The organism is Actinotalea alkalitolerans (assembly GCF_023369855.1).
Taxonomy (GTDB): Bacteria; Actinomycetota; Actinomycetes; order Actinomycetales; family Cellulomonadaceae; genus Actinotalea.
The window spans coordinates 1-26528 of record NZ_JAMBPP010000012.1 but is presented as its reverse complement, the minus strand read 5'-3'; the positions used below and the strand labels follow the sequence as shown (position 1 = coordinate 26528).

At 71.6% G+C, this 26528-nt stretch carries 14 protein-coding genes; 4 read left to right on the top strand and 10 right to left on the bottom strand.

Annotation, left to right across the window (positions count from 1 at the left end):
• The first annotated feature begins 22 nt into the window (after positions 1-22).
• On the top strand, positions 23-1432 hold the full coding sequence (locus M1R94_RS15140; protein ID WP_249382553.1) for an outer membrane protein assembly factor BamB family protein: 1410 nt from the start codon (positions 23-25) through the stop codon (positions 1430-1432).
• Positions 1433-1470: 38 nt separating this feature from the next.
• On the opposite strand, the gene M1R94_RS15135 is transcribed toward M1R94_RS15140, so the two are convergent.
• The 3 genes from M1R94_RS15135 to M1R94_RS15125 form a co-directional block, all read right to left on the bottom strand.
• Positions 1471-1863, bottom strand: coding sequence for a VOC family protein (locus M1R94_RS15135; protein ID WP_249382552.1), 393 nt, complete (start codon positions 1861-1863; stop codon positions 1471-1473).
• A 105-nt stretch (positions 1864-1968) separates the two neighbouring features.
• On the bottom strand, positions 1969-6792 hold the full coding sequence (locus M1R94_RS15130) for a thioesterase domain-containing protein (RefSeq protein WP_249382551.1): 4824 nt from the start codon (positions 6790-6792) through the stop codon (positions 1969-1971).
• Between the two features lie 9 nt (positions 6793-6801).
• A complete protein-coding gene (locus M1R94_RS15125; protein WP_249382550.1) occupies positions 6802-10500 on the bottom strand; it encodes a hypothetical protein in 3699 nt (1232 codons plus the stop codon).
• Positions 10501-10625: 125 nt separating this feature from the next.
• Here M1R94_RS15125 and M1R94_RS15120 point away from each other — a divergent pair, with 125 nt between their 5' ends.
• Together M1R94_RS15120 and M1R94_RS15115 are read left to right on the top strand one after the other, a co-directional pair.
• On the top strand, positions 10626-11234 hold the full coding sequence (locus tag M1R94_RS15120; protein WP_249382549.1) for a helix-turn-helix transcriptional regulator: 609 nt from the start codon (positions 10626-10628) through the stop codon (positions 11232-11234).
• 99 nt (positions 11235-11333) lie between these two features.
• Complete coding sequence (locus M1R94_RS15115) at positions 11334-12416, top strand: DNA alkylation repair protein (RefSeq protein ID WP_249382548.1); 1083 nt, start codon at positions 11334-11336, stop codon at positions 12414-12416.
• 237 nt (positions 12417-12653) lie between these two features.
• Here the strand turns inward: M1R94_RS15115 and M1R94_RS15110 are convergent, their stop codons facing one another.
• The 7 genes from M1R94_RS15110 to M1R94_RS15080 all read right to left on the bottom strand — a co-directional run bounded on the left by M1R94_RS15110 (position 12654) and on the right by M1R94_RS15080 (position 25139).
• Positions 12654-16013 carry a glycosyl hydrolase gene (locus M1R94_RS15110; RefSeq protein ID WP_249382547.1) on the bottom strand — a complete coding sequence of 1120 codons (3360 nt, stop codon included), beginning with the start codon at positions 16011-16013 and terminating at the stop codon, positions 12654-12656.
• Positions 16014-16086: 73 nt separating this feature from the next.
• The gene (locus M1R94_RS15105) at positions 16087-18648 is read right to left on the bottom strand and encodes a glycosyl hydrolase 2 galactose-binding domain-containing protein (RefSeq protein ID WP_249382546.1); all 2562 of its coding nucleotides are present in this window, start codon (positions 18646-18648) and stop codon (positions 16087-16089) included.
• 123 nt (positions 18649-18771) lie between these two features.
• Positions 18772-19680, bottom strand: a complete 909-nt coding sequence (locus M1R94_RS15100) for a carbohydrate ABC transporter permease (RefSeq protein WP_249382545.1) — start codon at positions 19678-19680, stop codon at positions 18772-18774.
• On the bottom strand, positions 19677-20612 hold the full coding sequence (locus M1R94_RS15095; RefSeq protein WP_283253482.1) for a carbohydrate ABC transporter permease: 936 nt from the start codon (positions 20610-20612) through the stop codon (positions 19677-19679). Before M1R94_RS15095 ends, M1R94_RS15100 begins: the two co-directional genes overlap by 4 nt.
• A 133-nt stretch (positions 20613-20745) precedes the next feature.
• Complete coding sequence (locus tag M1R94_RS15090; RefSeq protein WP_249382543.1) at positions 20746-22041, bottom strand: ABC transporter substrate-binding protein; 1296 nt, start codon at positions 22039-22041, stop codon at positions 20746-20748.
• A gap of 161 nt (positions 22042-22202) precedes the next feature.
• On the bottom strand, positions 22203-23255 hold the full coding sequence (locus M1R94_RS15085) for a LacI family DNA-binding transcriptional regulator (protein WP_249382542.1): 1053 nt from the start codon (positions 23253-23255) through the stop codon (positions 22203-22205).
• Between the two features lie 117 nt (positions 23256-23372).
• The gene (locus tag M1R94_RS15080) at positions 23373-25139 is read right to left on the bottom strand and encodes an ABC transporter ATP-binding protein (protein WP_249382541.1); all 1767 of its coding nucleotides are present in this window, start codon (positions 25137-25139) and stop codon (positions 23373-23375) included.
• A 101-nt stretch (positions 25140-25240) separates the two neighbouring features.
• On the opposite strand from M1R94_RS15080, the gene M1R94_RS15075 reads away from it, so the two are divergent.
• Complete coding sequence (locus M1R94_RS15075) at positions 25241-26209, top strand: glycoside hydrolase family 113 (RefSeq protein ID WP_249382540.1); 969 nt, start codon at positions 25241-25243, stop codon at positions 26207-26209.
• Positions 26210-26528: the final 319 nt, after the last annotated feature.

Genomic DNA, 26528 nt, shown 5'->3' with positions numbered 1-26528 from the left:
GGGCGGACGATAGCGTGAGCAGATGGGGCAGGCACGGCACGATCGCGAGTCCGTCGAGGTCTCGATGACCGAGCACGACGACGTGGGTGTCGACCACCTCGCTCCGCCCGCCCAGGACGGCGGTCCGCGCCGGCGCCGCTCGTGGTGGCCGGTGGTGGCCGCCGTCGCCCTGGTGACCGTGATCGCCGCGGGCGCCTCCGTCATGGAGGACCGGCGCGAGTCGGCCCGACGCGCTCAGCTGGCAGCCATCCCGGGCGTGCTCGCCCCGCTCGACCAGCCGCTCCAGGAGCTGTGGCGCACCCAGGTCGGCGGGGAGCTGCATGCCGCCGAAGGTGTCGTGGTGTTCAGCGACGCCGGCGGGCTGACCCTCCGGGGGCTGGACCTGGCCGACGGTGACCTGCGATGGAGCCGTGACCTGGGCGCAGACGAGGAGTGCCAGCCGGTGCTCGACGGCGGCGGTGGCGACGACCCGCCGCGGATCGCCTGCCAGACGGCCCTGGTGGCGCAGGCAGGTGCCTCCCAGGACCAGGCACACGCCGTCGTCCTGCTCGACGTCGCCACCGGCGCACCCGTCGCCGAGCTCGAGATCTCCGGGTACGTCGTGGCGGCGGGCGGGTACGGCACGGATCTGCTCGTGGCGTCCGTGGGGCGGACAGCAGGGATCCTGCTGGAGCGGTGGGAGCCGGGCACCGGTCGCAGGGTCTGGGCACAGCCGGCGGCGGAGGACTTCCTCGGGGGGAGCCACGACGTCACCTCGGTGTTCCGGGTCGTCGACGAGCTGCTGTGGTGGGGCGCACCGGGAACGACCCCGCTGGACGTCAGGACGGGCGAGGTGGTCCCTGATGCCGCCCCGTCGGTGCCCGGTGGTGGCACGCTCGTCGAGACCCGCGACGACGACCGAGTCGTGGGGAGCCGGGTGCTCGATGCGGACGGGACCCTCCTGTTCGACGCGCCCGTGGAGCCGTGGGCGCCTCCGGTCAGCGACGGCTCCGCACCCGAGGTGCTCACCGTCCGCCGCGTCGAGACCGGACCGCTGCTGAGCACCGGGGAGGTCATCGGCATCGACGCCCGCACCGGCGAGCTGCGGTGGACGGGTGGTGTCCTTGCGGGGGTGTCACCGCGCGTCCAGGTGGATGGCGTGCTCGTGGCGGTGGGTTCAGGCCGGGTGGTGGCGATCGACGTCCTGACCGGCGAGGTCCGGTGGGAGCAGGGTGCGCACCTGCGGCCGTACATCGGCTCGATGACGGACGGCGACGTGCTGCTCGTGCCCCAGCGGGACGCCGGCTCGGGTCCGGTGCTCGCCGCGCACGACATCCGCAGCGGGCAGGTGCGCTGGACCGTCGGGATACCTGAGCAGAGCGCCTATGCGGGGGTGATCGGGGACAAGGTCCTCGTCATGACCGGCGACGGGGTCGCGATCGTCCTCGGGTGACGAGGCCGGAGAGATGGTCGCGATGCCGCCCGGCACGGTCACCGGCCGATCTCTGCCTCACTGCGAAGGACGCAGAACTCGTTGCCCTCGGGGTCGACCAGCACGACCCATCCGGTTCCTGGTCCGTGCTCGTCACGACGGTCAGCCATCCGGGTCGCTCCGAGACCTTCGAGACGCGCGACCTCCTCGTCGCGTGTGCCGTCACCGGGGCGCAGGTCGAGATGCAGGCGGTTCTTCCCGCGCTTGGCCTCGGGCACCTCGACGAACAGGATCCGGTGGCCGCCGTCCGGGCGGACGATCATGCACTCCTCGTCTCCGGCCTCGTTCGGGTCATCGACCACGTCGACGTAGCCGAGCACCTGCTTCCACCACTCGGAGAGGGCGAAGGCGCTACGGCAGTCGACCGTGGTGTGCGAGACGAAGGACGTCATGGTCACGAGTCTGCCGACCCGCGCGTCCCGTCCACCACCGATCTCGCGACCGGGACCTGGCGACGACCGGCCCGTCCCGCCTGCGGGCCCTGCACCTTCCGCGGCTCAGAGCACGACGGCGTCGGCGTAGACCACCCGCGGCGTGATCGATGTCGCCCCGCTGGCGTTGGGCCGGTCCACCGGGTCCGCGTCGAGCAGCTCGCGCTCCTCGATGAGCACCCGCCACCGGGGCTGATCCCCGGGGGTCCGCAGCTCGAGGGGTGCCGGCCGGGCATGCGGGGCGGGCAGGTCGAGCCCGCCGCTCCAGGTGACCCGGAAGCTCGACTCGTCGCCCACCCCGACCGCCGGGAGCCGGCGCTCGGCGACCGTCACCCACCCCAGGTCACCCGCACCGTCAGGGAGGACCTGGACGCTGGCGTGCATCGTCCTGGACTGCGCGAGCAGCGCGTCGAACGCAGCGGCCGCGCCGGTAGGGGTGTCGGCGTCGAGGTCGTCACCGGCGGAACGGGGACCGTCCTCACCACGTCGAGGAGTCCGGAGGAACGCGACGGCACCCGTGACGGTGACCCGCACATGGTCCTCGTCCGGTCGGTTGACGGTCGCGGTGCGCGTCGGCAACGGCTGGACCCACGACGTGAGACCGACGGCCGACAGCGCGCACCCCTCGATCGAGTCCGGCTGGTAGCGGCCGACGGCGAGACGCACGAACGGCCACAACGCCGGGCCGTCGTCCAGCGCGATGTCGACGTGCCACAGGCCACGCTCCGGGTGGTACTCCGGGCGGTAGGCCAGCACGCTGGCCACCGGCGCGCCGGCGAGGTCGACGAGCGGTACCGCGGCGACCGGCAGCACGGGGCGTGCCGGTTCGTCCAGCGTGGTACCACCCACCATCTGGACCAGCAGGTGCCCCGCCCGCAGCAGCGGCGGCAGGGTCGCCGGACCCGTCGCCGCGCCGAGGACCGTCGGGTCACGGCCCCAGAGGCTGATCGTCGCGTCCGGCTCGTGGCCGGTGCGCGACACGACGACACCGAGCAGCTCTCCGTCACCCGAGGAGAACCAGGGTCGACGCAGCCAGAGCCGCACGCCCGAGCGACGCACCCGGCGCAGCGCGAACGGCTGGTCCGGCTCCGTGGTCTCCTCCCACCGCAGCAACGGCACGGCGTCGACGAGGTCGGGTGCCGCGGGACGGGCAGAGCTCGGGATCTCCAGGGTGACCGGCTCGCCGGCGAGCAGCGGGTCCTGGGGCTCGGGGACGTCCTGCGCAGCGAACATCTCGGCGTAGCGCGTCAGACCGCTGGGGGTGTAGGTGACCCGGCGGTGGTGGGTGTCGGGGAAGGTCTGGATCGCACGGTGCAGACCCACACCCCCACCGGCCAGCGCGAGCATGTCGGCGCTGGGGCCGAAGGGCTGGAAGTCCACCATGGTCAGCAGTCCGGTCCGTTGCCCCGCAGAGACCGGCGAGCTCACCACGACGTCGTCGCGGGCGACCGTCGTCGGGCCAGGCGCAGCGAGGTCGTCCACCTGCTCGGTCCACGACGCCCGCACCACGAGCCGGTCGGTGCTCGGTCCGTGCACGTCCACCAGGCCGGCGAGCTGGGCGACGGTGAGCCCCGGTGGGCGCAGCAGGCAGCGCAACGCCTCGATCGCGGGCGGCCTGACCGGCGCCGGCACGGCGTGCACGAGACGCAGGTCGACCGACGGCGTCAACCACCACGTCCAGCCGTTCACCGCGGCCCGCACGAGCGCAGCCGCAGCCACGACGTCCTCGGGGGTGGCGCCACCGTCCCCGTCCGGGTCGACGGTGCTCGCCAGGTGCGAGCGCCACAGCCCGAACCGGTCGAGGTCCTCGCGGCGCATCGAGCTCGACATGGCCACCCTGACCTGCAGTCCGGCCGGCAGCCGGACCCGCACCACGGTGCCCCCTCCACCCGCACCGAGCTCCTCCACGACGGCGCCGAGCTCCTCGTCCGCACCGGCGGCCTCCACGACCAGCCGCAGCGGACGTCCTCGCGGCCACGACCCGGCGAACGGGACCGTGACTGCCTGAAGCACCCGCGGCTCGGGCAGCAGGTGGGGGGCGCCGGCGTCGTAGAACACCAGCGCCACCCCGGCGGCGTACGGGTCGGGAAGGTAGGGCACGACGAGCTCGTCGACGTCGTGCACCACGTACTGGCCCTCGCCGAGCGGGGTGTCACGGTGGTCGGTGATGTCGGCGAGCGTGACGAGCGTGTCGGGGTTCGCGCCGGGCCGCTGATGCAGTGCGATGCCCGGCTGCTCCACGACACCGCCGGGGTTCGCGGGGTCGGGTATCCATCGATCGAGCAGGGTGCCGCTCTCACGCAGCGCCCAGCCGTAGGCGACCCGCTGCACGTCGGGGTCCGGTGAGCCGATCGCTTCGTCGAAGCGTCCTGCCAGCTCGGCGTCGGTCTGCGTCGCCTTCGCCGGGACGACGTGGCGCTCGCTCGTCGCGACCGCATCGGGAGAGCCTGTGTCCAGCCCGCTGCGGACCACGATCCTCGACAGCTGCTCACCGGTGGTCAGCGGCGCGCGGGCCACCAGGCTCGGGGGCGGGACGGGGTCCCACCGCAGGAAGGGTCTGGGGGTGGTGACCACCGCGCGTGACGGTGGCAGCGCACCGGGCCCGACGACGAGGTCGTCGAGGGCCCAGAGCGCGGCGAACGTGCCCGGGTCGACCTCGAGCTGGGGCCGGACCCGCCATGTGCCGGCCCCGGCCGCGAGGTGGTGGGTGCCGGCTGCGGCTGCGCGCAGGGCCATCGCGGCATCGGAGGTCATCGATGCCCCAGCCGCCCCGGTGGAGATGCGGTCCGCGATGACGGCGTCGATCGCCAGGTCACCGGTACGGACCGCCTCGGGCACCACGGCGGCCACGCGCTCAGCGGGTGAGCCCGCGACGGCACCGGAACCTGCCTGCGGGGGCTCGTGCGCCGAGAGCCACGTCAGCGTGGTGCGCCAGTCGGGCCCGGGCTCTGCGACGGGAAGGGCATCGAGCACCCGGTCCCGAGCCGCACCCAGCAGCCTGGTGTCCCGCTCCCGGTACACGCCCCGTAGGCGCTCCAGGTGCTCACGGGCAGCTGCCGGCGCGTCGCCACCGGCCGGCATCGCGACAGGGCGCCGCGGACCGGTCCTTCGGACCGAACCACCGGCCAGGTCCACCCCGACCACACGGAACGCGTACGAGGTGCCGTGCCGCAGCCGCGGCAGGGATCCCGGCTCGACCCTCGTGCGCAGCGCGACACCCGTCGCGGGCGGGTCCGTCGGGGCGTCCACGACCGTCTCGGTCGCACCGTCACGTACGACGACCCTTCCCGGGCGTGGGGCCGAGAGGCTCCAGCCGTCCCACCCGGCGATCACCTCGTGCAGGTAGTACGGGTTGGAGTCAGGGCCCGGGACCCGGTGGAGACCGCTGAGCTGGAGGAAGCCGACGTCCGGCTCGTCGTCGAGCACGGTGATCGCACCGGTGCCGGGGTCGGCCGTCGCCGTGACCCGACGCTCGTGCAGGCTGTGCCACGTCCGGGTCACGTCGTCCCAGACCTCGACCCGTAGCCCGCGGACCAGGTCGTCGTAGAGCAGGTCCGGACCGACGGCGCCCGCTCCCTCGACGGGTGAGGTCATCGCCTCGGCCCGGGCGACCTGCGTCCTGGTGGTCTCGACACGGTCGGTCCGGGCGATCGCGAAGCCCGTGGAGCGCAGCGTGGCCGGGGCAGAGGTCGCCGGGTCACCGTTGACCTCTGCCGCCAAGGTCCGCGGCAGGTCACGCAGGTGCTGCTCGGTCTTGAGGCCGCTGGCATCGGGGTCGACGTCCAGGACGACGTAGGTCTCGTCACCGAGCGGCAGCGCCCCCGCCACCCAGGCGTCGCTGGACCGGGCGGTGACGACATCGCCACGCACCACGACCTGCGTGCGTGGGTGTGCCAGCACCGTGACGTCTGCGTCCGGACCCGGCACGAACCGCACCGCGAGCCAGGTGGCAGCGTCCAGGCCGGTCCGGACGTCGGCATCCTCGACACGCAGGTCGACCGCGAGGCCGAGCCTGCGGAGCATGACGGGGGTGGACCCGAACGACGCGGCACGGGCATGGAAGTCAGGGTTCGGCCGCTCCGGGCGCGGCGCGGCGGCACCCTCGACGGGTCGGTCGCGGTAGGCGTACTCGGCCTCGGGCCGCTGGTAGAAGCGCCGGGCGGTGTGCGCGTCGACGAGCAGCTGCAGCTCAGGGGCCCCCGAGAGGTCCTGGCCGACGAGGGAGTCGAGGTACTGGGTGATCGCCGTGTCCGCCTCGGCATCGGCGAGCAGCACCTCGATCGCCGACGCCGTCGTCTGGTCTCTGGTGGGGTACCCGTGCGCCTCACGGACCAGGCCGAGCGAGGCCTGCGCCTCCTGGGTCCGGCGTGCGAGGAGGTCCTCGGCCCGCCGTGAGCGGCGCTCGGCCATGGTGAGCAGCTCCCGCACCGCGACCGAGACCTCGGCGAGCACCTGCACGACGCCGGACAGGACCGGGCTGCCCACCACCCCGGGGGTGGACGTGGGGGCCGCGGTGAGCTGCAGGAGATGCAGGTCCACCGCACCGTCACCGGTGCGGTGTGCAGGGAAGGAGCGCCACGGTGCGGTCGAGACCGTCGGTGCGGGATACCCCTCGACCGGGACGTGCGGCGGGAACACCGCCCGCCACGCGGCGGCATCGGCGTCGGGCACGACCGTCAGGGGCACCGGCCCGGCCAGGTGGGAGGCGAGGAGCTCGAACCTGCCGGCCTGAAGGGTGGACACCCAGTCCAGCGCGGCCGGGAAGTCCGCCAGGGTCGCGTCGGCCGCATCAGGGACGAGCTTGTGGGTGACGAACGCGGTGAGGTGCACGCGGTCGCGCGCACCACGGGACGCCGGCAGGGCGGTGGTCAGCAGGTGTGTGGTGGTCATCGGGTCTCCTCAGGCGATCGCCGCGAAGGCTTCGCAGTACAGCGACCAGTCCGGGTTGGCGCCGTCGACCGGCGGCATGATGTCCGCGAGAACCGGATCACCCTTCGATCCGGCGAGCTGCCGCTCGCAGGTGATCTCGACCGAGGCGGAGAAGAACAGCACCTCGACCTCGACCACCAAGGACGCGCGGCCGATGAGCTTGCCCGAGTCGAAGTGGTAGGTGAGCGAGAGCTCGAGGGTGATCGAGGCCGAGATCAGGCCCAGCACGTCGACCTGGCCACGGATCCGGAAGTACCCGGTCAGGGACCCCTTGTCGGCCTCGAGGCGCAGGTAGACACCCACCGAGATCGAGACCGACCCGGACGCGACCCCCAGGTCGATCGACAGCGAGGCGGCAGCCTCGAGCCCTACCTCGAGCAGCACCAGGCCCTTGGGCGAGGCCCGAAGCGCGACCCATCCCCCACCGCCGATCATCATCACGGTGAGCCGGAACGGCGACTCCTTGGAGCAGAAGCCGAAGCCGACGGTGACGGCGTCGCCCAGGAACGGCACGCGGGCGTCGGCGCCGAGTGCGATGTTCTCGAGGCTGAAGACCCCCACCGACACGTTCGGCAGCGCGAGGTCGAAGCCAGCGGTGACGCCCTCGGGCGACACGTCGACGTACGGAGGGTCGGCGAAGCCGTCGAACGGGATCATCCGCCGCAGCGTGTCGACGAACGCCAGGGGTCCGAGGAACTCGATCCCGCCGAAGACGACGTCGACCACCGGTTTGGACGTCGACCCTGAGCGGAAGCCGATCCGCTGGAAGCGCATGCCCATCAACGGCTCACCCGGCAGCAGCACGAGCGAGAAGTCGACGATCTCGGCCGAGACGTCGACGACCGGCGGTGTCGTGGCCGAGGACCGAACCTCGACGGCCAGGCGCAGCCCACGGTCCTGGTGCGGCACGAACACCTCCGCGCCCGCCGGCCAGCCCACGATCTTCGGTGCCCACTCGAACCGTGCGGTGACCGCGGTCGCCGGGCTGAGCAGGTCCTCGACCAGGTCGGCCAGGGCCTGGACGGTCTCGGCAGCAGCGGCCAGCGTCCGCAGGGCCTTGGCCGGCCGTTCGAGGGCGGCGCGCAGGTGCGAGGGCAGGGCTGGTGCCGCTGAAGCCCCCAGAAGGAGGTCGACGTCGGTGACGACCGCGGCCAGCGCGTCGGTCACGGCGCCGACGGCGGTCCCGGGGTCGCCGGCGCCCGGCAGCGCCTGCACGGCTGCGGTCAGCGTGTCCAGGTGGTCGAGCAGCGGTCCGGTCGCGGCCGCGAGCTGGGCACGCGCCGACTCGATGCCGGCCGCGGCACCGTCGTGCGCCGCCCCGGCGATCTCGTCGAGGAGTCGCTGGTCCGCGCCGGCAGCGGCGCCCCGCAGCCGGTCGGCCTCCGTGACGATCGCGCTGACGGTGTCCAACGCCTCGGTGACGAACTCCGGGACGCCGTCGAGACCGAGTGCGTCGAGCACGTCGACCAGCGAGAACAGACCGAACAGCTTGGGCAGCGCACCGGCGAGAAACGTCGTCGGGTCGAAGTCTCCCTGCGACAGCCCCTGGGGCTGGGCGCCGTCGTCCCCGACCGCCCCGAAGGCCCTCGACAGCGCGGCGACCGCCATGTTCGGCGCCAGGAAGCCGCCCGAGGAGTCCGACCCGCCGGAGAAGTCGATCACCGGAGGCGCCCCGGCGAGCGCGAGGAAGACCTCACCGGGGTTGCCGCCACCGAAGCCGCCGTCACCGGCGGCGAGGAAGTGCGGCGGGTACACCAGCTCCACGCCGGGCGCGTGCGGGGCCAGGTGCCGCATCGAGGGCACCACGGCTCGCATCCGGGACAGGTAGGGCCGGCTGGACAGCGTCGCGCGTTGCACCTCGCCGCTGAAGCGCAGCTCGTCGACGTCGAGGGTCGTGTCGCCGGCGACGGCCGGCCGGGCGACGGTGACCTGCTGACCGCGTGCGTCGATCGATCGCACCGGACCGTAGAGCAGCTCGGTCTGCGCGGCTGCGGTCGCGTCGTCGGTGTGCTCGACCCAGACCTGCGGCACGAACAGGAGCCCTGCGCCGTACGTCGACGCTCCCCCACCCTGGTCGACGCTGACCAGGGAGAACTCGAAGGGCTTGCCGCCGCGGTGCGGCACGAACGGGGCGAACGGGCCGCCGGCGTCGCCGTCCGGCGCCGGGTCCAGGTCGGGGGTCACGAGCGGTTCGAGCGTCACCCGGGTCAGCGGGGTGTCGTGGCCGGTGTAGGTACGGGTGGGTTCACGCACGATGATGAAGAACCGCTGCCAGAGGTACGCGGTTCCCTGGGACCGGTCGCGCACCTTGCGCTCGGTGACCTGCACCCACACCGCCCGGTGACCGAACGGGAACAGGAACCCGGGGATGGTCACCCGGACGTAGGAGTCCCGGCCCATGACCGCCTGGTGCCGGTAGGACTCGAGCAGCTGGACGAGGTTCCCCCCGCCTTGCGGGGCCCCGAGCGCCACGGTGTCCCACGAACCCTGCCAGTCCACCCACGCCCCGAGGCTCGACAGCGCGAAGGAACGCACCGACAACGGCCGGCGTGCCGCGACGCGCGGGTCGGCGGTCTGTCGCACCAGGGCGCGACGGTGGGCAGGGGCGAGCGACTGGGGCGCCAGCGGTGCGGGATCGGTGGCGGACGAGGCATCGATCGCGTCCAGGTCGCGCGACCAGATCGCACGGACGACCCGCTGGGCGTCGTCGGTCGGGTCATGACCGACGAAGGCACCCTCGTCGTCGGTGGTCCGGACGGTCAGGTGGGTGCGCCACAGCTCGGTGCGCTGCGGGTCCTCGACCGAGCGCACCGGGGCGACCGAGTGGGTGAACGCCCCCAGGGCGCTGGGCGAGACCGTCACCCGGTACGGCACCTCGAGAGCCGTCTCGTCGTCGCGCGGTGGGCGTGGGCGGTCCCGCACGACGGGGCCCGTCCCTCCACCGGGGTTGAGGATGTCACCCAAGCCCCCCGGACCACGGTCGACACCCGGCCTGACGCCGCGTCCGAGCAACCCGCCCAACCCGCCCGTGAGCTCGCCGACGCGGTGCACGCCGACCCCGGAGACGAGATCTCTCGGCGGCGCCCACCCGCGCAGGACCCGCGCGGCACGGACGTGGGCGAGCACGTCACCCCCGGCACCGGCCAGCCGCCTGCTGCCGCTGCCGCCGAGGATCAGATCGGCGACGTGCGCTCCGGCCGTGAGCTGCTCGACCCAGTCGCCGACGAGCACGCCACCCGGCCAGCTCGGCGCCCTCTCGCCGGCCGTACCAGCCGGCTCGGCGTGCGGTGAGACCCGCAGCGGCAAGGTCGGCAGCGCCCCGAGCACACCCTCGAGCGTGAACGGCACGTTCTGGCCGTCCCCCACCGCGAAGACCAGGCGGCTCGCCGCGGCCACGCGGTGTGCCGAGACCGCACCGGCCGACCCTCCTTCCCACCAGGCGCGCTCGCCCACGTGCTGCGGCGGCAGGTGCACGACCAGACGTGCGTCCTGGCCATGGCCGACGAGGACCTGGCCAGCGACGCCGTCCTCGACGGTGCAGTCGACGGCCGACAGTCGCAGGTCCAGGAGGTCCTCGGGCCGGATCAGGCGGACGTCGAGCCGGCCGTCCGGATCCGGCGGCCGGCGTACCGGCCGGTCGTCGGGATCACGTCTGGGTCCTGGTGCCACCTGGCACCTCCTCGTTCAGGGCGACCACTGCGTCCGCCTGCTCCGAAACTGGCACGCGGCCCGCCGGGTGTCATCGGTGCAAACACTGAGATGGGACTGGTCCTGGACGCCACGTCAGGAGCACCATGGGACAGGTCAGGACCCTGGGGGACCTCATGCGACTGGCTGTGGTCGGACGGATCCCGCTGCTGCGGCACGGCGTCGTGCTCCAGCTGCGTGACCGTGGCGTGCCGGTCGCAGCAGAGTCCGCCACGGCCGACGAGCTCGACGGCGACCACCATGCCGTCGTGGTGGTGGCGCCGGGTACGAGCCCCGACCCTGACGCGCTGGGAGACCTCGCGGTAGGCGGTGCGGGCGTCCTGGTGCTCACTGACGAACCCGACCACTGGCGCGAGGCGCTCACCGACGCGATCGCCCCGCGCCGCGTGGACGTGCTGCCTCTCGCCACGAGCATCTCCCAGGCGGCGACGGTGTCCCAGGTGATCGGGTGGCTCGCCACCCTCGGCGCTCCCGCCGTCGCTCAGCCCGCCCTGACGGCGACCGAGCGTGCCGTGTACGCCCTGCTCGCCAGCGGGCTGTCGAACGCCGGGATCGCCAGGTTGCTCTCGCTGAGCCCACGGACCGTCGAGTGCCATGTCTCGCACCTGTTCGCCAAGCTCGACCTGGACCGTGCCGACCCCACGCTCAACCCGAGGGTCACCGCAGCCCTGCACTGGACCGGCAGGGCGGGCTGACGGCCTCCCGAGAAGCGGGCGCGGGGGGCCGAGGCGATCTCCGAGGCATGATGGACGGGTGCGAGACGAACCCCCGGCCCGAGCGACAGCCACCCCCTGATGGCCGACTTCAAGGACGAGCTCTCGCCCGCGCTGGCCCAGGCCCTCGGCTCGGAGCTGCAGAACGCCTGGACCGACTTCCCCCTCGAGACCTGGTCGCACGCCGCGACCTCGGGCCTGGAGGTGCTCGAGCTCAAGGCCCGGGCAGCACACCTCGCCGACGCGTTGGCGCTCTGCCTCCCGCCGACCTTCCCCGAGGCCGCGGCCGTGCTGGACCGGGCCCTGGAGTCGCCGACGTTCACCGGCTGGATGATCTGGCCCTGCGGGCAGCTCGTCGCCCAGCAGGGCATCGACGACCCCGACATCGCGCTGCCGCTCCTGGCTCGACTGACCAGGAGGTCCTCCAGCGAGTTCCCGATCCGCGCCTTCATCGCCCGTCACCCCGAGGTGACCTTCCGGTACCTCCACCAGTGGGCCGCTCACCCGGACGAGCACGTCCGCCGTCTGGTGTCGGAGGGCACCCGGCCCCGGCTGCCGTGGGCGCCCGTGCTGCGCGGGCTGATCACCGACCCGACGCCGGCCGTCGCGCTGCTCGAGCGGCTCTTCGACGACGAGTCGGCGTACGTCCGGCGGTCGGTGGCCAACCATCTCAACGACATCAGCAAGGACCATCCCGACCTCGCCCTGGCCTGCGCCGAGCGGTGGCTGGCAGCGTCCAGCCACGGCGACGGCGTGGTCCGGCACGGGCTGCGCACCCTGATCAAGCGCGGTGACCCGCGGGCGCTGGCCCTGCTCGGGTACGGCCACTCCACGACGGTCACGCTGGTCGACCTCACGGTGAGCCCAGACGTGATCGCCATCGGCGACGAGGTCACCCTGACCGCGACGCTGAGCGCGGCCGACGACACCCGGGCCGCCATCGACTACCTCGTGCACTACCAGGGCGCCCGGGGGCCGCGACCGGGCAAGGTGTTCAAGCTGACGAGCCGTCACCTGCCCGCCGGCGACCAGGTCACGGTGACCAAACGGCACCGGTTCGACCACGTCTCGATCCGCACGATCCGCCCCGGGCCGCACCGGGTGGAGCTCCAGGTCAACGGGCGGGTGCTGGGCTCGGTCGAGGTCATGATCAGACCGAGGTGACGCCCACGCCGTCCGGCACGCGGCGGGTGGTGCCGCCCAGACCTCACCGAGCGCCTCGGACGGGCGCCGGCTGGACGTGGAGACCACGAGGGTGACGTCCCTTGGGGTGGTGTAGTTCTCGATCTTGTTCGTCGTGGTGACCGGGGTCGGGCTTCTGCGAGGTCGAGCAGTCGGAGCGCGGGCCCCGCGTCGGTCCGAGGACCGCGCGGGGCCCGCGACATGTGCCGCGTCAGCCGATCAGACCACCCTCAGCGGGGCCTCGAGGCCGGCTCGTCGACGTCGAGCCACCGCGACCAGCAAGGCGCCGCTGCCGGTGAGGACCAACGCGAGCAAGGCAGCGCGAAGGTCCCTGCCCGTGTCGCCCAGCGAACCGGTCCACCCGGACCCCTTGCTCGGCGACTCTGCCGGATCTGCCGGGTCTACCGGAACCACCGGGTCCACCGGGTCCACCGGGTCCACCGGGTCGGTGGGCGAGGCCCCGAGCTGGGCGCGGATGTCATCGAGCACGACGACCCCGGCCGCACCTGCGTCGTCACCGAGGAACAGTGCGACCTCGGTGACGCCCGCCAGCTCCGCGGCGCTCGCGCGGCGGTCGGCCGGCAGCCCCTGGTACCCGGCCGGGGCGGCGTCGGCGAACAGCACCTCGACCGTCCGCGGCTCGGTGCCCTCCAGGGCGACGGTGCCCTCGTACACGACCCCGCCGGCATTGAACTGCACGGTCACCCGCGGGTTCGAGCCATCGGATGTGGCCAGGAGCGCGATCCGGTCCAGACCGCTCCAGTCACCGATGACGGCCTTCGCGATCCCGGCGTAGTTCCGGTCCGTGAAGTCGAACGCCCAGGCCGCGGCCCGAGACCCGCTCGAGCCGCCGTCGGCCAGCAGGGACAGCCCAGCCTCGTCGTCCCGCCGGTCCCACGCCGCCTGCAGCTCTCCGTCGGTCGTGTACGACTCGAAGTCGTCGACCAGCTGGGGTGTTGTCGGACCCGTCGGTTGGCCCGGAGCAACAGTCGCACCGAGCTGCGCCCGGACGTCGTCGACGACGAGCCGCCCGGCGCTGCCCAGTGTCCCGCCGACGAAGAACGTCACCTCGGTGACGCTCACCAGCTCTGTCGCGCTCGCGCGGCGGTCGGCCGGAAGGCCCTGGTATCCCGCGGGAGCGGCGTCGGCGAACAGCACCTCGACCGTCCGCGGCTCGGTGCCCTCCAGGACGAGGGCCGCCTCGTACACGACCCCTCCGGCGTTGAGCTGCACCGTCAGGCGCGGATCCGAGCCGTCCGGCGTCACGAGCATCACGAGCCGGTCCAGCTCGCGCCAGTCACCCGTGACGGACCGCCCGACCCCTACGTAGTCCCTCGTCTCGAAGGCGTAGTCCCAGGTGGCCGCCTGCGACCCTTCGGAACCGCCGTCCGGAAGAAGCGACAGCTGCGCGCCGTCTTCCCTGCGGTTCCAGACGGAACGCAGCTCGTCGTCCGTCCCGTACGACTCGAAGTCGTCCACTACCTGCGGGGCGACCGGAGCGGGCTCATCGCCCGGGACCTGCGGACCCTCGCCCGCGACGGCCTGGTAGTCGTCCAGCACGATCGCCCCGGAACGCCGCTCACCGACGCTGTTGAGGTAGACCCACGCCTCCGTGACCTCAGCGAGCATGGCCCTGGTGAGACGCACGTCGGCGTTCGCGGTGTCCCACGCCGGCGGACGGAAGTCAACGAATGGGATCGACACCTGCCCCGGATCGGTGCCCGCCAGCGACGGGTAGGCCTCGAACGTGCGTCCACCGGCCTTGATCTGCAGGACGAGCAGCTGGTCCGAGCCGTCTGGCTCGAGCCACAGCTCCATGAGGTTGAAACCGGACCAGTCCTGGGGGTCGAACGTCTTCCCGAAGCCCCCGTAGTCGCGGGACGTGAAGTCGTACGCGAAGCGGGCAGCCGAGCCGTCCGGGTCACGCGAGTCGGTCACCAGGGACAGGTCGGACCCTGCGGCGTTGTTGTACGCGAACCCCGCTCGCAGTGCGGCGTCGTCGGCGTAGCCCTCGAAGTCGTCCACGACCCCGACCGGCAGGACGCGCTCGGCCCCGAGGATCACCCGGGAGGTCGCCTCCTGCGTCGAGCCACCCGCGGAGGTGACGGTTGCCGTCAGCGTCACCGCCTGGTCCGTCAGCTGGTCCTCGGCCACCGTCCACGTGCCCGTCCACCAGCCGTCACCGTCGTCGTCGCTCAGCACGACGGGATCCCCGCCGGAGTCGGCGGCCACCGTGACCGACGTCGGCGCCGAGCCGGTCGTTCGGACCCGGAGCATCGTCGAGGTCGTCTCGACCCGTATCCCGTCCGCCGGCGAGGCGATGCGGGCCGTCGACAGCGCCGGCGCCACGATGACGTCGCGCGTCAGGGCGTCGGCGGGGATGTCGTCGGCGAACAGCGTCAGCGGGTGCTCCGCGAAAGCCACGAAGTCGCCGAACATCTCGTGCTCGGCGCGCTCACCGTGCGCGGGGTAGGGGATGTAGAACTGGTCGAGCCCCCAGTTCGCCCAGGTCAGCGCGTAGCTGATACGGCTCGCCGTCGGGCTCGCCGCGATGCCCTCGATGAGGTCGCTGTAGTAGGTCAGGCTCTTGTTGCCCGTCTCGCGGATGGTCCGGGCGCCGTTGCGGCCGAACTCCGTCAGGGCCGTCGGCTTGCCTCGCGCCTGGCCGAGCTCGGTCAGCATCTCCAGGTCCGTGACGAGGCGGGAGATGAAGGCGTCGGAGGTGTCGGCGTCGTCACTTCCCTCGTAGAGGTCGTACCCGAGGACGTCGACCCACTCGTCGCCAGGGTAGGTCTCGAGGTAACGGGCGGGGTTCCCACCGAAGGATCCGTTCGGGGAGAACGAGTAGAGAGCATTGTCCACGCCCCGGGAGTCGCGCAGGTGCTCGACCGTGTACCGGAAGAGCTCCTTGAACTCGCCGGTCGTCGCGTGGCCGGCGCCCCACCAGAACCACGAGCCGGTGTTCTCGTGGAACGGCCGGAAGACGACCGGCACCCCGCCACCCAGGTCGTCCGCCTCGTTCAGAGCGAGCGCGACGAGGTCGAGGTACGCCAGGAACTCGGCGTTCTTCGAGCCACCGGGAAGGATCTCGGTGACGACACCGCCGCGGGTGTCGTCGTAGTTCCCGCCGGTGACGAAGTTGCTCGGGTGCATGCTGATCGTGTTGATCGCGCCCAGCTGGTGCGCCTGCGCCATCGCCGCGCCCCACGTCCGCGCGTTCTGCTCGCCATGGGTCGCGAGCGTGCCGATCCCGGGCGCCTCACGCCCCTCGAGGATCAGCGAGTCCCAGCCGAAGACGGCCGGGTGGTCTCCGATCCCCGCGAGCACGTCGGAGGCGCTGCCGTCCGCGGTGTCGAAGGTGATGCCCTGCTGGGTCGGGTACTGATGGCCGAACAGGATCCCGCCGTCGTCGAGGTCCAGCAGCGTGGCGAAGAGCGACGCGGTGGGGCCGTTCGCCTCGGCGTCCACGATCCGCAGGGGACCCTCCGCGGCGAGGGCGGGTGACCCGCTCGCCATGAGGGCCCCTGCCAGGAGCCCGGCGAGCAAGCCGCTCGTTCGTCTTCCGTGCACTGGTCGCATCGTTGTCCTCCGTCGGACGTCGTTGTCGGAGCGGTGCGGCTCGACGACGCCGAGCCCCGGTGCGAGGTCTCCCTCACAGCTGCTGGACAGACACCTCCAGCGGACCGGCGAGAGCGAGCAGCCCAGCCCAGTCCGCGTCCGGGATCTCCGTGACCTGCTGCCCGCGGACCGTGAACGTCACGGTCTCGTCCGGCAGCAGGGTGATGAGCTGCGCGTCGACGACGACGTCCGCGAGGCGCGGGTCCGTCTCGGCGAGCAGGACGAGGTCACGCACGACCGTGCCTGCGCGCACCTCGAGCTCGACGGTGCCGGGCTCGCCGCTGACGGTCCCGGTGCTCGCTGTGCGCGAGCGGACCCGCAGGGTCGCCGTAGCCGACGGCGCGCCCAGATCGAGGTCCGGCCGCAGCCAGCGCGCCGAGCGGAGCCCCCCGGCGTCCACGACGACGGCGTCCGTGCCCTCCGGCAGCGCGTCGTCGTACCGCACGACGGCGTGCCCCTGGGCCGGGACGACGACAGCGCCCTCGCGGCGCCCCAGAGCACCGGTGGTGAGCGACACCGCGGTGACGAGGACGATCGTCTCCCACGCCTCGTCCGTGTCGTTGACCAACGTGAGCGCGGCAGCCTCGTCGGGGGCGGTCGGCAGCACCGCGCGGGGCGAGAGCACCTCCCGCATCGCGTACCACGAGAGCTTGCGGCGTCCGGCGACGTCCAGGACGGACCAGGACAGCGCGGGCCAGTCGTCGTCCAGCTGCCACCAGATCGCTCCGGAGCACGCGTCGTGCAACGAGCGGAAGCGGCCGATCGAGGCGCGGACCGCGCGCGCCTGGACCAGCTGGGCGGCGAGGAACCACGAGCGGCCGTCGGTCACGTCCGGGACGTGTGCCTCGATGCCGCGCACGAGGCTCTCGGTGCCGCGCTCGGCCTTCTGCAGGCGCAGCAGCTTCGGGTCGTGCAGACCCGTCGGCTCACCGCCGAGCCCACGCACGAGCACCGGCCAGGACGCTGGCCCCTGCCAGCCGAACTCCGCCGCGAAGCGGGTGGTCTTCCCGTCGAACGCGGTGTAGTCCAGCGCGTTCCAGGTGTCCCAGTGGTGCGTGGTGCCCTGCGTCGGGTCGTTCGGGTGCAGGGTCGGGTCCGGGGAGAAGGGCGAACCCGGGATGTACGGCCGTGCCGGGTCCAGCTCACCGAGGATCCCCGGGATGACGTCGTAGTAGTAGACGTCGCCCCAGGGGCGGTCCGCGAGGATCTCCTGCCATCCCCAGTCGACGTAGCCCCAGAGGTTCTCGTTGCACCCGCACCACAGGACGAGGGACACCCGGTGCCCGACACTGCGGACGGCCTCGCGCACCTCGTCGGCGACGTGCGCACGCGTCACCTCGTCCTCGGGGTACGGCGCGCACGCGAACTGGAAGTCCTGCCAGACCATGACCCCGAGCTCGTCGCAGACGTCGTAGAAGTCGGGGGACTCGACGACGCCACCCCCCCAGACACGCAGGATGTTGGCCCCGCTGTCGACCGCCTCGCCGACGAGGTGGCGGATCCAGTCCTTCGTCACGACCTCCGGGAGGACGTGCGGCGGGATCCAGTTGTAGCCCCGCGCCCAGATGCGCCGGCCGTTGACGTGGATCTCAAAGCTGCGCCCCTGCGCGTCGGAGTCCTGGCGCAGGGTCACCGTGCGGAAGCCGGTCCGGCGTTCCTGCCGGTCGAGCACCTCACCGGTCTCACCCAGGAGCTCCACCGTGACGTCGTACAGCGGCTGGTCGCCCGATCCGACCGGGTGCCACGGCAGCACGTCGGGGACGGGGACCTCTCCCGCGACCGCGCTGTCGACCACCGGCAGCGTGCCGACGACGCGGCCGGCAGCGGTCTCGCCCGCCGCCCGCACGCGGACCTGGGCCGTCGAGGCGCCGTCGGTCGCTGTTGCCGAGAGGGTGAGCGTCCCGTGGGTCCCCGTCCAGCCCGTGGAAAGGAGCACGTCCTGCCACCGCGGCCCGTCCCAGACCTCCAGGTCGACCGGACGCCAGAGGCCGGCCGCCATCGTCACGGGACCCCAGTCCCAGCCGAAGGAGCAGGCCATCTTGCGTACCTGGTTGTAGGGCAGGACGTACATCAGCGGGCGGGGCAGCGGGTTCTCGGCCTCCGCGGCCGTTGCGACCGGCAGGACGGGGTCGAGCTCGACCCGCACGTCCCACGCCGGCTCGCCGTTGTGGTCGGCCGCGACAGGGGCGACGAGGTCGAGCTCGACCTCGTGCCGCACGAACATGTTCTCGACCTCGGCACGCACCACGCCGTCGACCACGACCCGGCCGACCGTGTCCACACCGTGCAGCACGAGCCGCGCAGCCGCGCCGGTCGTCGGGCGCGCCACGGTGGTGCGCAGCTCCCACGCGGTCGCCGCGACCCACTGGACCTCCGCCTCCCGCGCGTCGACTGTCACGTCGGGGACCAGGCCCGCCGCGACGAGCGCACCCAGTGCCGTCACCGGTGTGGTGACGGCAAGCCCGCGGGCCAACCGTGGGCGCAAGCTCTCGGGCACGGTGTCGAGCGGCCCGCGGACGCGCAACGTCCAGTCGGCGACCGTCGTGAGCTGGGGGCCAACGACGACGTCGCTGGGTCGCGGAGCGGTGGTGGTCATGATCGTCCTTCGACTCTGGTTGCGACGCGCGAGGCGCCGGAGACGGGTACTGGATGGATCGGGTGTCTTCCGACGCCCCCGCCCGGCGGGGGCAGCGATCGGTCGGACCGGGCGCCGCAGGCGCTACTTGGACGCGCCCGAGGTGAAGCCGTTGTAGATGTAGCGCTGGAGCATGAGGAAGACGACGAGCGTCGGGATGATCACGATGAGCACGCCGGCCGCGATGATCTCCCACTGGCTTCCATACGGGCCCATGAACCGGAACAGCGAGGTCGACAGCACCGGCAGCTCACGCGACGGCATGTACAGGTGCGGGATGTAGAACTCGTTGTAGGCGGCGAAACCCTTGATGACCACGACCGTCACGACCGCGGGCTTGAGCAGCGGGAAGATGATCTGCCAGAAGATCGTCCAGTGGTTCGCGCCGTCGAGAGTGGCCGCCTCGTCGAGCTCCCGTGGGACCGACCGCACGAACTGCAGGAAGATGTAGATGGACACGATGTCGGTGCCCATGAACAGGACGATCGGCGCGAGCAGCGTGTTGTACAGACCCAGACCGTTGACGATCTGGAAGGTGGCGACCTGCATCGTCACGCCAGGCACGAGCACCGCGATCAGGAACAGGACGAGAACGAGCCGCTTGGCGGCGAACTCGAACCGGTCGACCGCGTACGCGGTCATCGCCCCGATCACGACCGCGCCCCCGACCGACACGGTGAGGATGATCGCCGTGTGGACGAAACCGAGAGCCATGCGCCCGTCGGTGAATGCGGTGACGAAGTTGCCGAGGTAGACGCCCGAAGGAAGCTCGAACACGCCGCTCGAGCGGAACTCCTCTGCGGGCTTCAGAGCTGCGATGACGATGACAACGATCGGCAGCAGCGAGGCGAAGCACGCCAGAACCAGTGTCGCGTACTTGGCGGCCGTCGCGACGATGCGTCCGGCGCGGCCGGTGCGGTCCTTCTCCGTCACGTGCTGGGTGCTGGCCGGCTCGTGGGAGCCGGTCCGCTCTGGGACTCGGGTCGCGGTCATGTCAGGTCGACCTTCTCGTCGGGCACGATCCGCCGCTGGATCCACGTGATGAGCAGCACGAACAGGAGCAGGACAACGGCCATCGCCGATGCCAGGCCGACGCGCCGGAACTCGAACGCGGTGTTCATCGTCTGGATCACGAAGGTCGACGAGCCGTTCGCGCCGCCGGTCATGATGAACGGGATCTCGAAGACCGACAGGCTCCCGGAGATCGCGAGGATGAACGAGAGACCGATGATCGGCTTGATCGACGGCAGGATCAGCCATCGGAACTGGTGCCACCGGTTGGCCCCGTCGAGCTCGGCCGCCTCGTAGAGGCTCGGGTTGATCGACTGGATCGCACCGAGGAAGAGGACGAAGTTCAGTCCCATGTAGCGCCAGACGGAGGTGCCTGCCAGCGAGACGTTGACCAGGCTCCGGTCGCCGAGCCACTGCTGCTGCAGGCTCTCCAGACCGACGAAGGCCAGCGAGGCGTCCAGGGTGCCGCCGGGGCGGAAGAAGTACAGGAACGTCAGACCGATCGCCACGCCGTTGAGGAGGTAGGGGAAGAAGAGGATCCCCTTGAACACGTTGCGGAACCGGGTGCTGAAGCTCAGGACGGTGGCGAAGTAGAGCGCGAGCGCCATCTGGATGAAGGACGCCGCGAAGTAGTAGAGGCTGACGAAGAAGACGCGGAAGTACTCGGGGTCGGTGAAGATCCGGGCATAGTTGTCGAGTCCCACGGAGTCACGCGTCTTGCTGATGCCGTTCCAGTCCGTCACCGAGTACTGGAACATGTTCATCATCGGGACGTAGGTGAACGTCACGAGCAGAGCGATCGGGACCAGCAAGAACAGGTAGGGCGTGAGCCGGCTCGTCGGCGACCCCCGGCGGCGCCCCTGCGGCGCCTCGTCCTTCCTGCGGCCCAGCTTCCCGCCGGCGCTCACCTTCATCGGTAGCGCGGTGGGGGTCGTCACACCGGACATGGTGGTTCTCCAAGCTTAGGGGTCCGGGAGGTACCGGGCCGGACCGACCCGGTACCTCCCGCCGCGTCGGTGATCGGCGCGGCGGGAGGCAGGCTGAGCGTCAGTCGGCGACGGCCGCGCGGGCCTTCGCCCAGCGGGCGTTGAGGTCGTCGAAGATCTGCTCCTTGGTCTCGCCGGACGCGCCCCGCGCAGCGTCGACGATCCGCTGCTTGTACTCGGGCGAGAACAGGCCGATCTGACCCTCGGCGTCGATGTCGTTGACCAGGCTCTCCTCGCCGACCGGTGCCGGCGCCAGCTCGACGAACTCCACGCCGAAGGTGTCGAAGTCGGCCAGCGTGTCAGGAGTCGGGCCGTCGAGGCGCGGCGAGATGCCGCCCTGGTCGGCCGCGTAGCCTGACTCGTCGGCGAACCAGTACAACCACGCGAGCGCGGCTGCCTTGTTGTCGGAGTTCACGTTGACCGCGTTCTTGTAGTCACCGTTCGCGACCGAGTGGAAGGTACCGTCGACCTGGTACGGGAACGGGAGGTAGCCGATGTCGGCACCGTCGCTCGCCGCCTCCTGCATCTGGGTGATCGCCCACGAACCGAGGGCCATCGTGGCCACCTTGCCCTCGCCCATCAGGACCTTGGACTCCTCCCAGTTGGTCGTCACCGGGTCCGGCTCGGTGAGACCGGCCTCGACAGCGTCGAAGAGCAGCGAGTCGATGACGTTGAGCTCCTCGTCCTGCGCCCACGGGGTGTCGGAGTACGCGATCTGGTGCGGCGCCTCCGGGTCGGCCTTGATCGCGCCGCGGTTGCTGTTCCACTGCGAGAGCGGCCAGCCGTCCGCGTAGTTGGTGTAGAGCGGGATCGCGTCCGTGGAGTCCGCGATCGCCTGCAGCGCGTCGAGGAACTCCTCGGGGGTGGCGGGTGCGTCGGTGACGCCTGCCTCCTCCCAGACGCGCTTGTTGTAGACCAGGCCGTTGGCGTTGCCGGTGATGGCGATCCCGTAGACGTCACCCCCGAAGTTCTGCTCGCTCGTCACGAACCGGTAGGTCTCCGAGAGCTCCTCCACGGAGCCGAGCGGCTCGAAGAAGTCCGGAAGATCGGCCGGCGCGACAGAGTTCGGGATGAGGAGCACGTCGCCGTAGTCGGCGGTGCTCATCCTGGTCGTGACCTCACCCTCGAAGTCGGTGATGGCCTCGAAGGTGACGGTGACGTCGGGGTACTCGGACTCGAACTGCTCCTTGTAGCCCTGGAAGACCGTGTCGACGATGTCCGTGCGGTTGGTGAGGACGGTGATGTCCCCGGCGATCTCGCCAGTGTCACCACCGGCTTCGGGCTCGCCGCCGCCGCCCCCACACGCGGCAAGAAGGGTCGTGCCGGCGGCGACGAGCGCCACTGTGCGCTTCTTCATGGTTGTTCTCTCCGTCTCGACGCCCACAGCCTCGCTGCGGCGGGTCGCGAGTGCGACATGACTGAGACTTAACCGCTTAAGGCCGCGACGGTCAACCCTTGCCATGGCGTCGAGACCACATCGTTATCAACCGCTTAAGTGGCGACGGTCACACGACGAGATCAGACCCCAGCGAGGGCCGGGCCCGGTCCGAGGCTGCCACGGTCGACCAGCCGCGGTACCGCGCTCCGTACCACCCGGGGTCCGGACCCGTCCAGCGTGGCCAGCAGCAGGACTGCCGCGGCCCTGCCGTACTCGGCCACATCACGGCTCATCGCACTCAACGGCGGGCTGGTCAGTCGGCACAGCGGGGAGTCGTCCCAGGCCAGGATCGACAGGTCCTGCGGGACCCGCAGGCCCAGCTCCCCCGCGACGTGCATGGCCCCCAACGCCATGAGGTCGTTGTCGAAGACGACGGCGGTCGGCGGGTCGCTGGAGGTCAACAGCGCGCGGGTGGCGGCGGTCCCGCCGTCGAGCGTGTAGTCCGTGCTCACCTGGACCGCCGCGTCCAGGCCCAGCTCCTGGGCGACGCGGTCGAACGCCTCCGCGCGCAGGCGGGTGTGCACGAGGTTCTCCAGGCCCCCGACCCGCGCGAGGCGACGGTGGCCGAGCTCCGCCAGGTGCCGCACCGCCTCCTCGACGGCGCGGACGTCGTCGCTCCAGACGGACGGCAACGACCCGGCGTGCTCGGGGTCCCCGACCACCACCGCCGGGAGCCTCAGCTCCGTCAGCAGCCCGATGCGGTCGTCGGCGACGCGGATGTCGACGACGAAGACGCCGTCCACCCTCCGCTCGGACCACCAGCGCCGATACGTCTCCAGCTCGCGGTCGAGGTAGGGCGTCACTTGCAGCAGGAGAGCGAAACCACGCTCGGAGAGGACTTCCTCGATGCCCGAGACGAAGGACATGAAGAACGGCTCGACGCCCAAGACCGAGGCCGGTCGGGTGATGACCATGCCGACCGTCGCCGAGCCGGCCCCGGTCAGCGCGCGGGCTGCCGAGTTCGGTGTCCACCCCACCTCGGCGGCGACCTGGAGCACCCGTGCACGGGTGGCCTCCGAGACGCCCGGTCGACCGTTGAGTGCGTAGGAGACGGCCCCGGCGGACACGCCCGCCTGGGCGGCGATGTCCGCGATCGTCGGGCGCCGAGGGCCGGACGGTCGACGCGGGCTCATCGCGCGGTCCCCGGTCGATGCGCCATTACCGTCACCGTCCTCGTCTGTGGTCGCTGGTGCAGCCCCAGCAGGATACGGCCGTACGAGGCCCGCAAGGCACAGGTCGGCACGTGACGCTCACCGCGGTCCGGCGCTGATCCGCGCGATCTCCGCGTAGTGCCCGCCGGCCGCCACGAGGTCGGCGTGCCGCCCCGTCTCCACGACCCTGCCCCCGGCCATGACCACGATGCGATCGGCCCCCCGGATGGTGGACAGCCTGTGCGCGACGACCAGCGTCGTCCGTCCACGCATGAGCCGGCCCAGGGCTTCCTGGACAAGCCGTTCCGACTCGGCATCCAGGGCCGACGTCGCCTCGTCGAGCACCAGGACGCTCGGGTCCCGGACGAGCGCTCGGGCGATCGCGATGCGCTGACGCTGTCCGCCGGACAGTGACGCCCCCCGCTCACCCACCAGGGCGTCGAGACCGCCGATCTCCTCGACGAAGGCAAGGGCGTTCGCGCCGACCAGCGCAGCGACGAGCGCGTCGTCCGTGATGTCCGTGCGTCCGTAGGTGACGTTGTCCCGGACGGAGCCCTCGAAGAGCAGCGACTCCTGGGGCACCACGGCCAGGTGCTGCCGGTAGCCGCGCAGGTCCAGGGTCGACATGTCGACGCCATCCAGGAGGATCCGTCCTTGCTGGGGCTGGAGGAAGCCGATCACCATGTTGAGGACGGTGGACTTCCCTGAGCCCGATGCCCCGACAAGGGCGACGGTCTCGCCGGGCTCCACCGCCAGCGAGAGGTCCGCCACGACCTGCCGGCCGGGGGCGTCGGCGTAGGCGAACCCGACGCGCTCGAACGTGATCGCCCCGGCAACCTCGTGGACGGAGCGCTTGCCCTCGTTCCGCTCCAGGTCGTCGTCGGTGAGCACCTCCCCCATCGACCTGATCGACTCCAGCCCCTTCGTCACCACGGGCGCGAGCGTCATCAGCTGCGTCACGGAGCCGGTCAGGGCGACGAAGTAGCTCGAGAGCATCACGACGTCGCCGGGTGAGACCTCGAACACGCCGGTCCACGCCACCCAGGCAGCACCGACCAGGCAGGCCACCGAGAGCAGCTGCAGGGTGATCCAGGCGAGGGCGCCGAACCATCCGTTGACGACGTCCAGCCGCATCCCGGCCTCGCGCACCCCCGTGAGCGTGAAGCCCATCCGGTCGAGCTCCCGCTCCTCCACCGCGTGCGCACGGGTGACGGGCACCAGGTGGGTCATCTCGCTGACCCGCGCCGAGAGTCGCTCGACCTCCGTGCGGAACTCCGCGTTGCGCGTGACCATCCTGCGGCGCATCGCGACGACGAGCGCCGCCGACGCCGGCACGGCAAGCCCGAAGACGGGCAGGAACTCCGGGACCCGCACGGCCGTCAGGGCAAGCGCTCCGACGAGGGTCGTCACGGCGGCCATGCCGGAGTCGAAGGTCTGCCGGGTGCTCTCGACGACGTTCTCGACGTCTCGCACGATCTTCGCCTGGAGCACGCCGGCGCTGACCCGACGGTGGTAGCCGATGGACAGCTCCTGGAGCCGTCGGCACAGGGCCATCCGCAGGCTGGTCTCGACGCTGCGGATGCTGATGCTGAGCTGTCGGACGTACAGCACGGCGACGGGAAGATTCTGCACGATCACGAGCGCCATCAGCCCCGCGGCCAGCCACAACCGCTCGAGCGGGCGTCGCTGCACGACGATGTCGATGACCTCGGCAGTGAGCACCGGCATCACCCACACCGGGGAGTGCTTGAAGGCAAAGGCGATCGCCGCGACGAGCAGACGCCCGCGGCGTCGGCGGTAGAGGCGCAGCACGGTGCGCCAGGGCCGGCTGCCGTCGTAGTGCACCCCGAGGAGGTCGTCGCTCACCAGCGGTAGGCTAGCGCGAAATCACTTAAGCGCGTAAGTTCCTGCCGAGGCGGCGTTGCGACGCCGTCTCCTGAACACTCCACCGGGAGAAAGGCCTTCCGATGCATGACCTCACCACGCAGGCGCTGGACGCACCGGTCTGCGGCATGACCTGGGGCTGGGTAGGCTCCCCCGGCAGCTGGACGGGCCCCGCGGCCGACGCCTCGCTGACCGCCGTCGTCGAGCTCGGGGTCACCTGGGTCACGCTCGCCTACGCCGCCATGCAGGACACCGCGCAGTCCACGGCCATCCAGTGGCGCGACACGACGGTCTTCGACGACGAGATCCGCTCGGCGGCGGCGCGCAGCCGTGAGCTCGGTCTCAAGATCTGCCTCAAGCCCGTGGTGAACTGCGCGGACGGGACCTGGCGGGCCCACATCGGCTTCCTCGAGCCTGACGTTCCTGGTGAGCCGACCTGGGGCGAGTGGTTCGCGTCCTATCGCGAGTACGTGCTGCACCACGCCGCACTCGCGGAGGAGATCGGTGCCGAGCTCTTCTGCATCGGGTGCGAGATGGTGCGGGCCGACGCGCAGGATCAGCACTGGCGCGATCTTGTCGCCGCCGTGCGAGAGGTCTACTCGGGCCTGGTGACGTACAACGCCGACAAGTACCAGGAGGACCGGCTGACCTGGTGGGACGCCGTCGACGTCATCAGCGCGTCCGGCTACTACCCCACCGGTCACTGGGAGGAGCAGCTCGACCGCATCGAACCCGTGGTCACCCGCCACCGCAAGCCGTTCCTCTTCATCGAGGCCGGGTGCCCCAGCCGCGAGGGTTCACCGGACCGCCCCAACGACTGGACCCATGATGGCCCCCCGAGCGAGCAGGCACAGGCCGACTACCTCGACGAGATGATGTCGGCATGCTCCCGTCGTCCCTGGGTGAACGGATTCATGCTCTGGGACTGGCCCGCGCGCCTCTACCCCGCGGAAGCCGCCTGGAAGGACACCGACTACTGCATGTACGCGAAGGCGGGTGCTGACGTCGTCGCTCGGCACTACCGCGCCGCGCAGGCGAGGGCGAACACCTGACACCACCGGCCCGACGGACGCGCGCGCCCTGAGGTGTTCGGCTGGTCGCACTGCTGTCCGGTGGGGTCCTCGGCGCCGGCTCGCCGTCTCGTATCACGCCCCGGGGGCTTCTGGTCGGCGGCACTGGCGATGGCCGGCTCCATGTCCTCGGCGTCCGGGCTGACCAGGGTCATCACCGAGACCGACTGACGAGTCAGCCCTTCACCGAGCCCGCGGTCAACCCCCGGACGGCGTACCGCTGCTGAACCGCCCCGGGTTCCGTAGAGGCTCTCAATCCACGGAGGATGAGAGTCATGGCAGCACCGAGGAAGTACCCGGA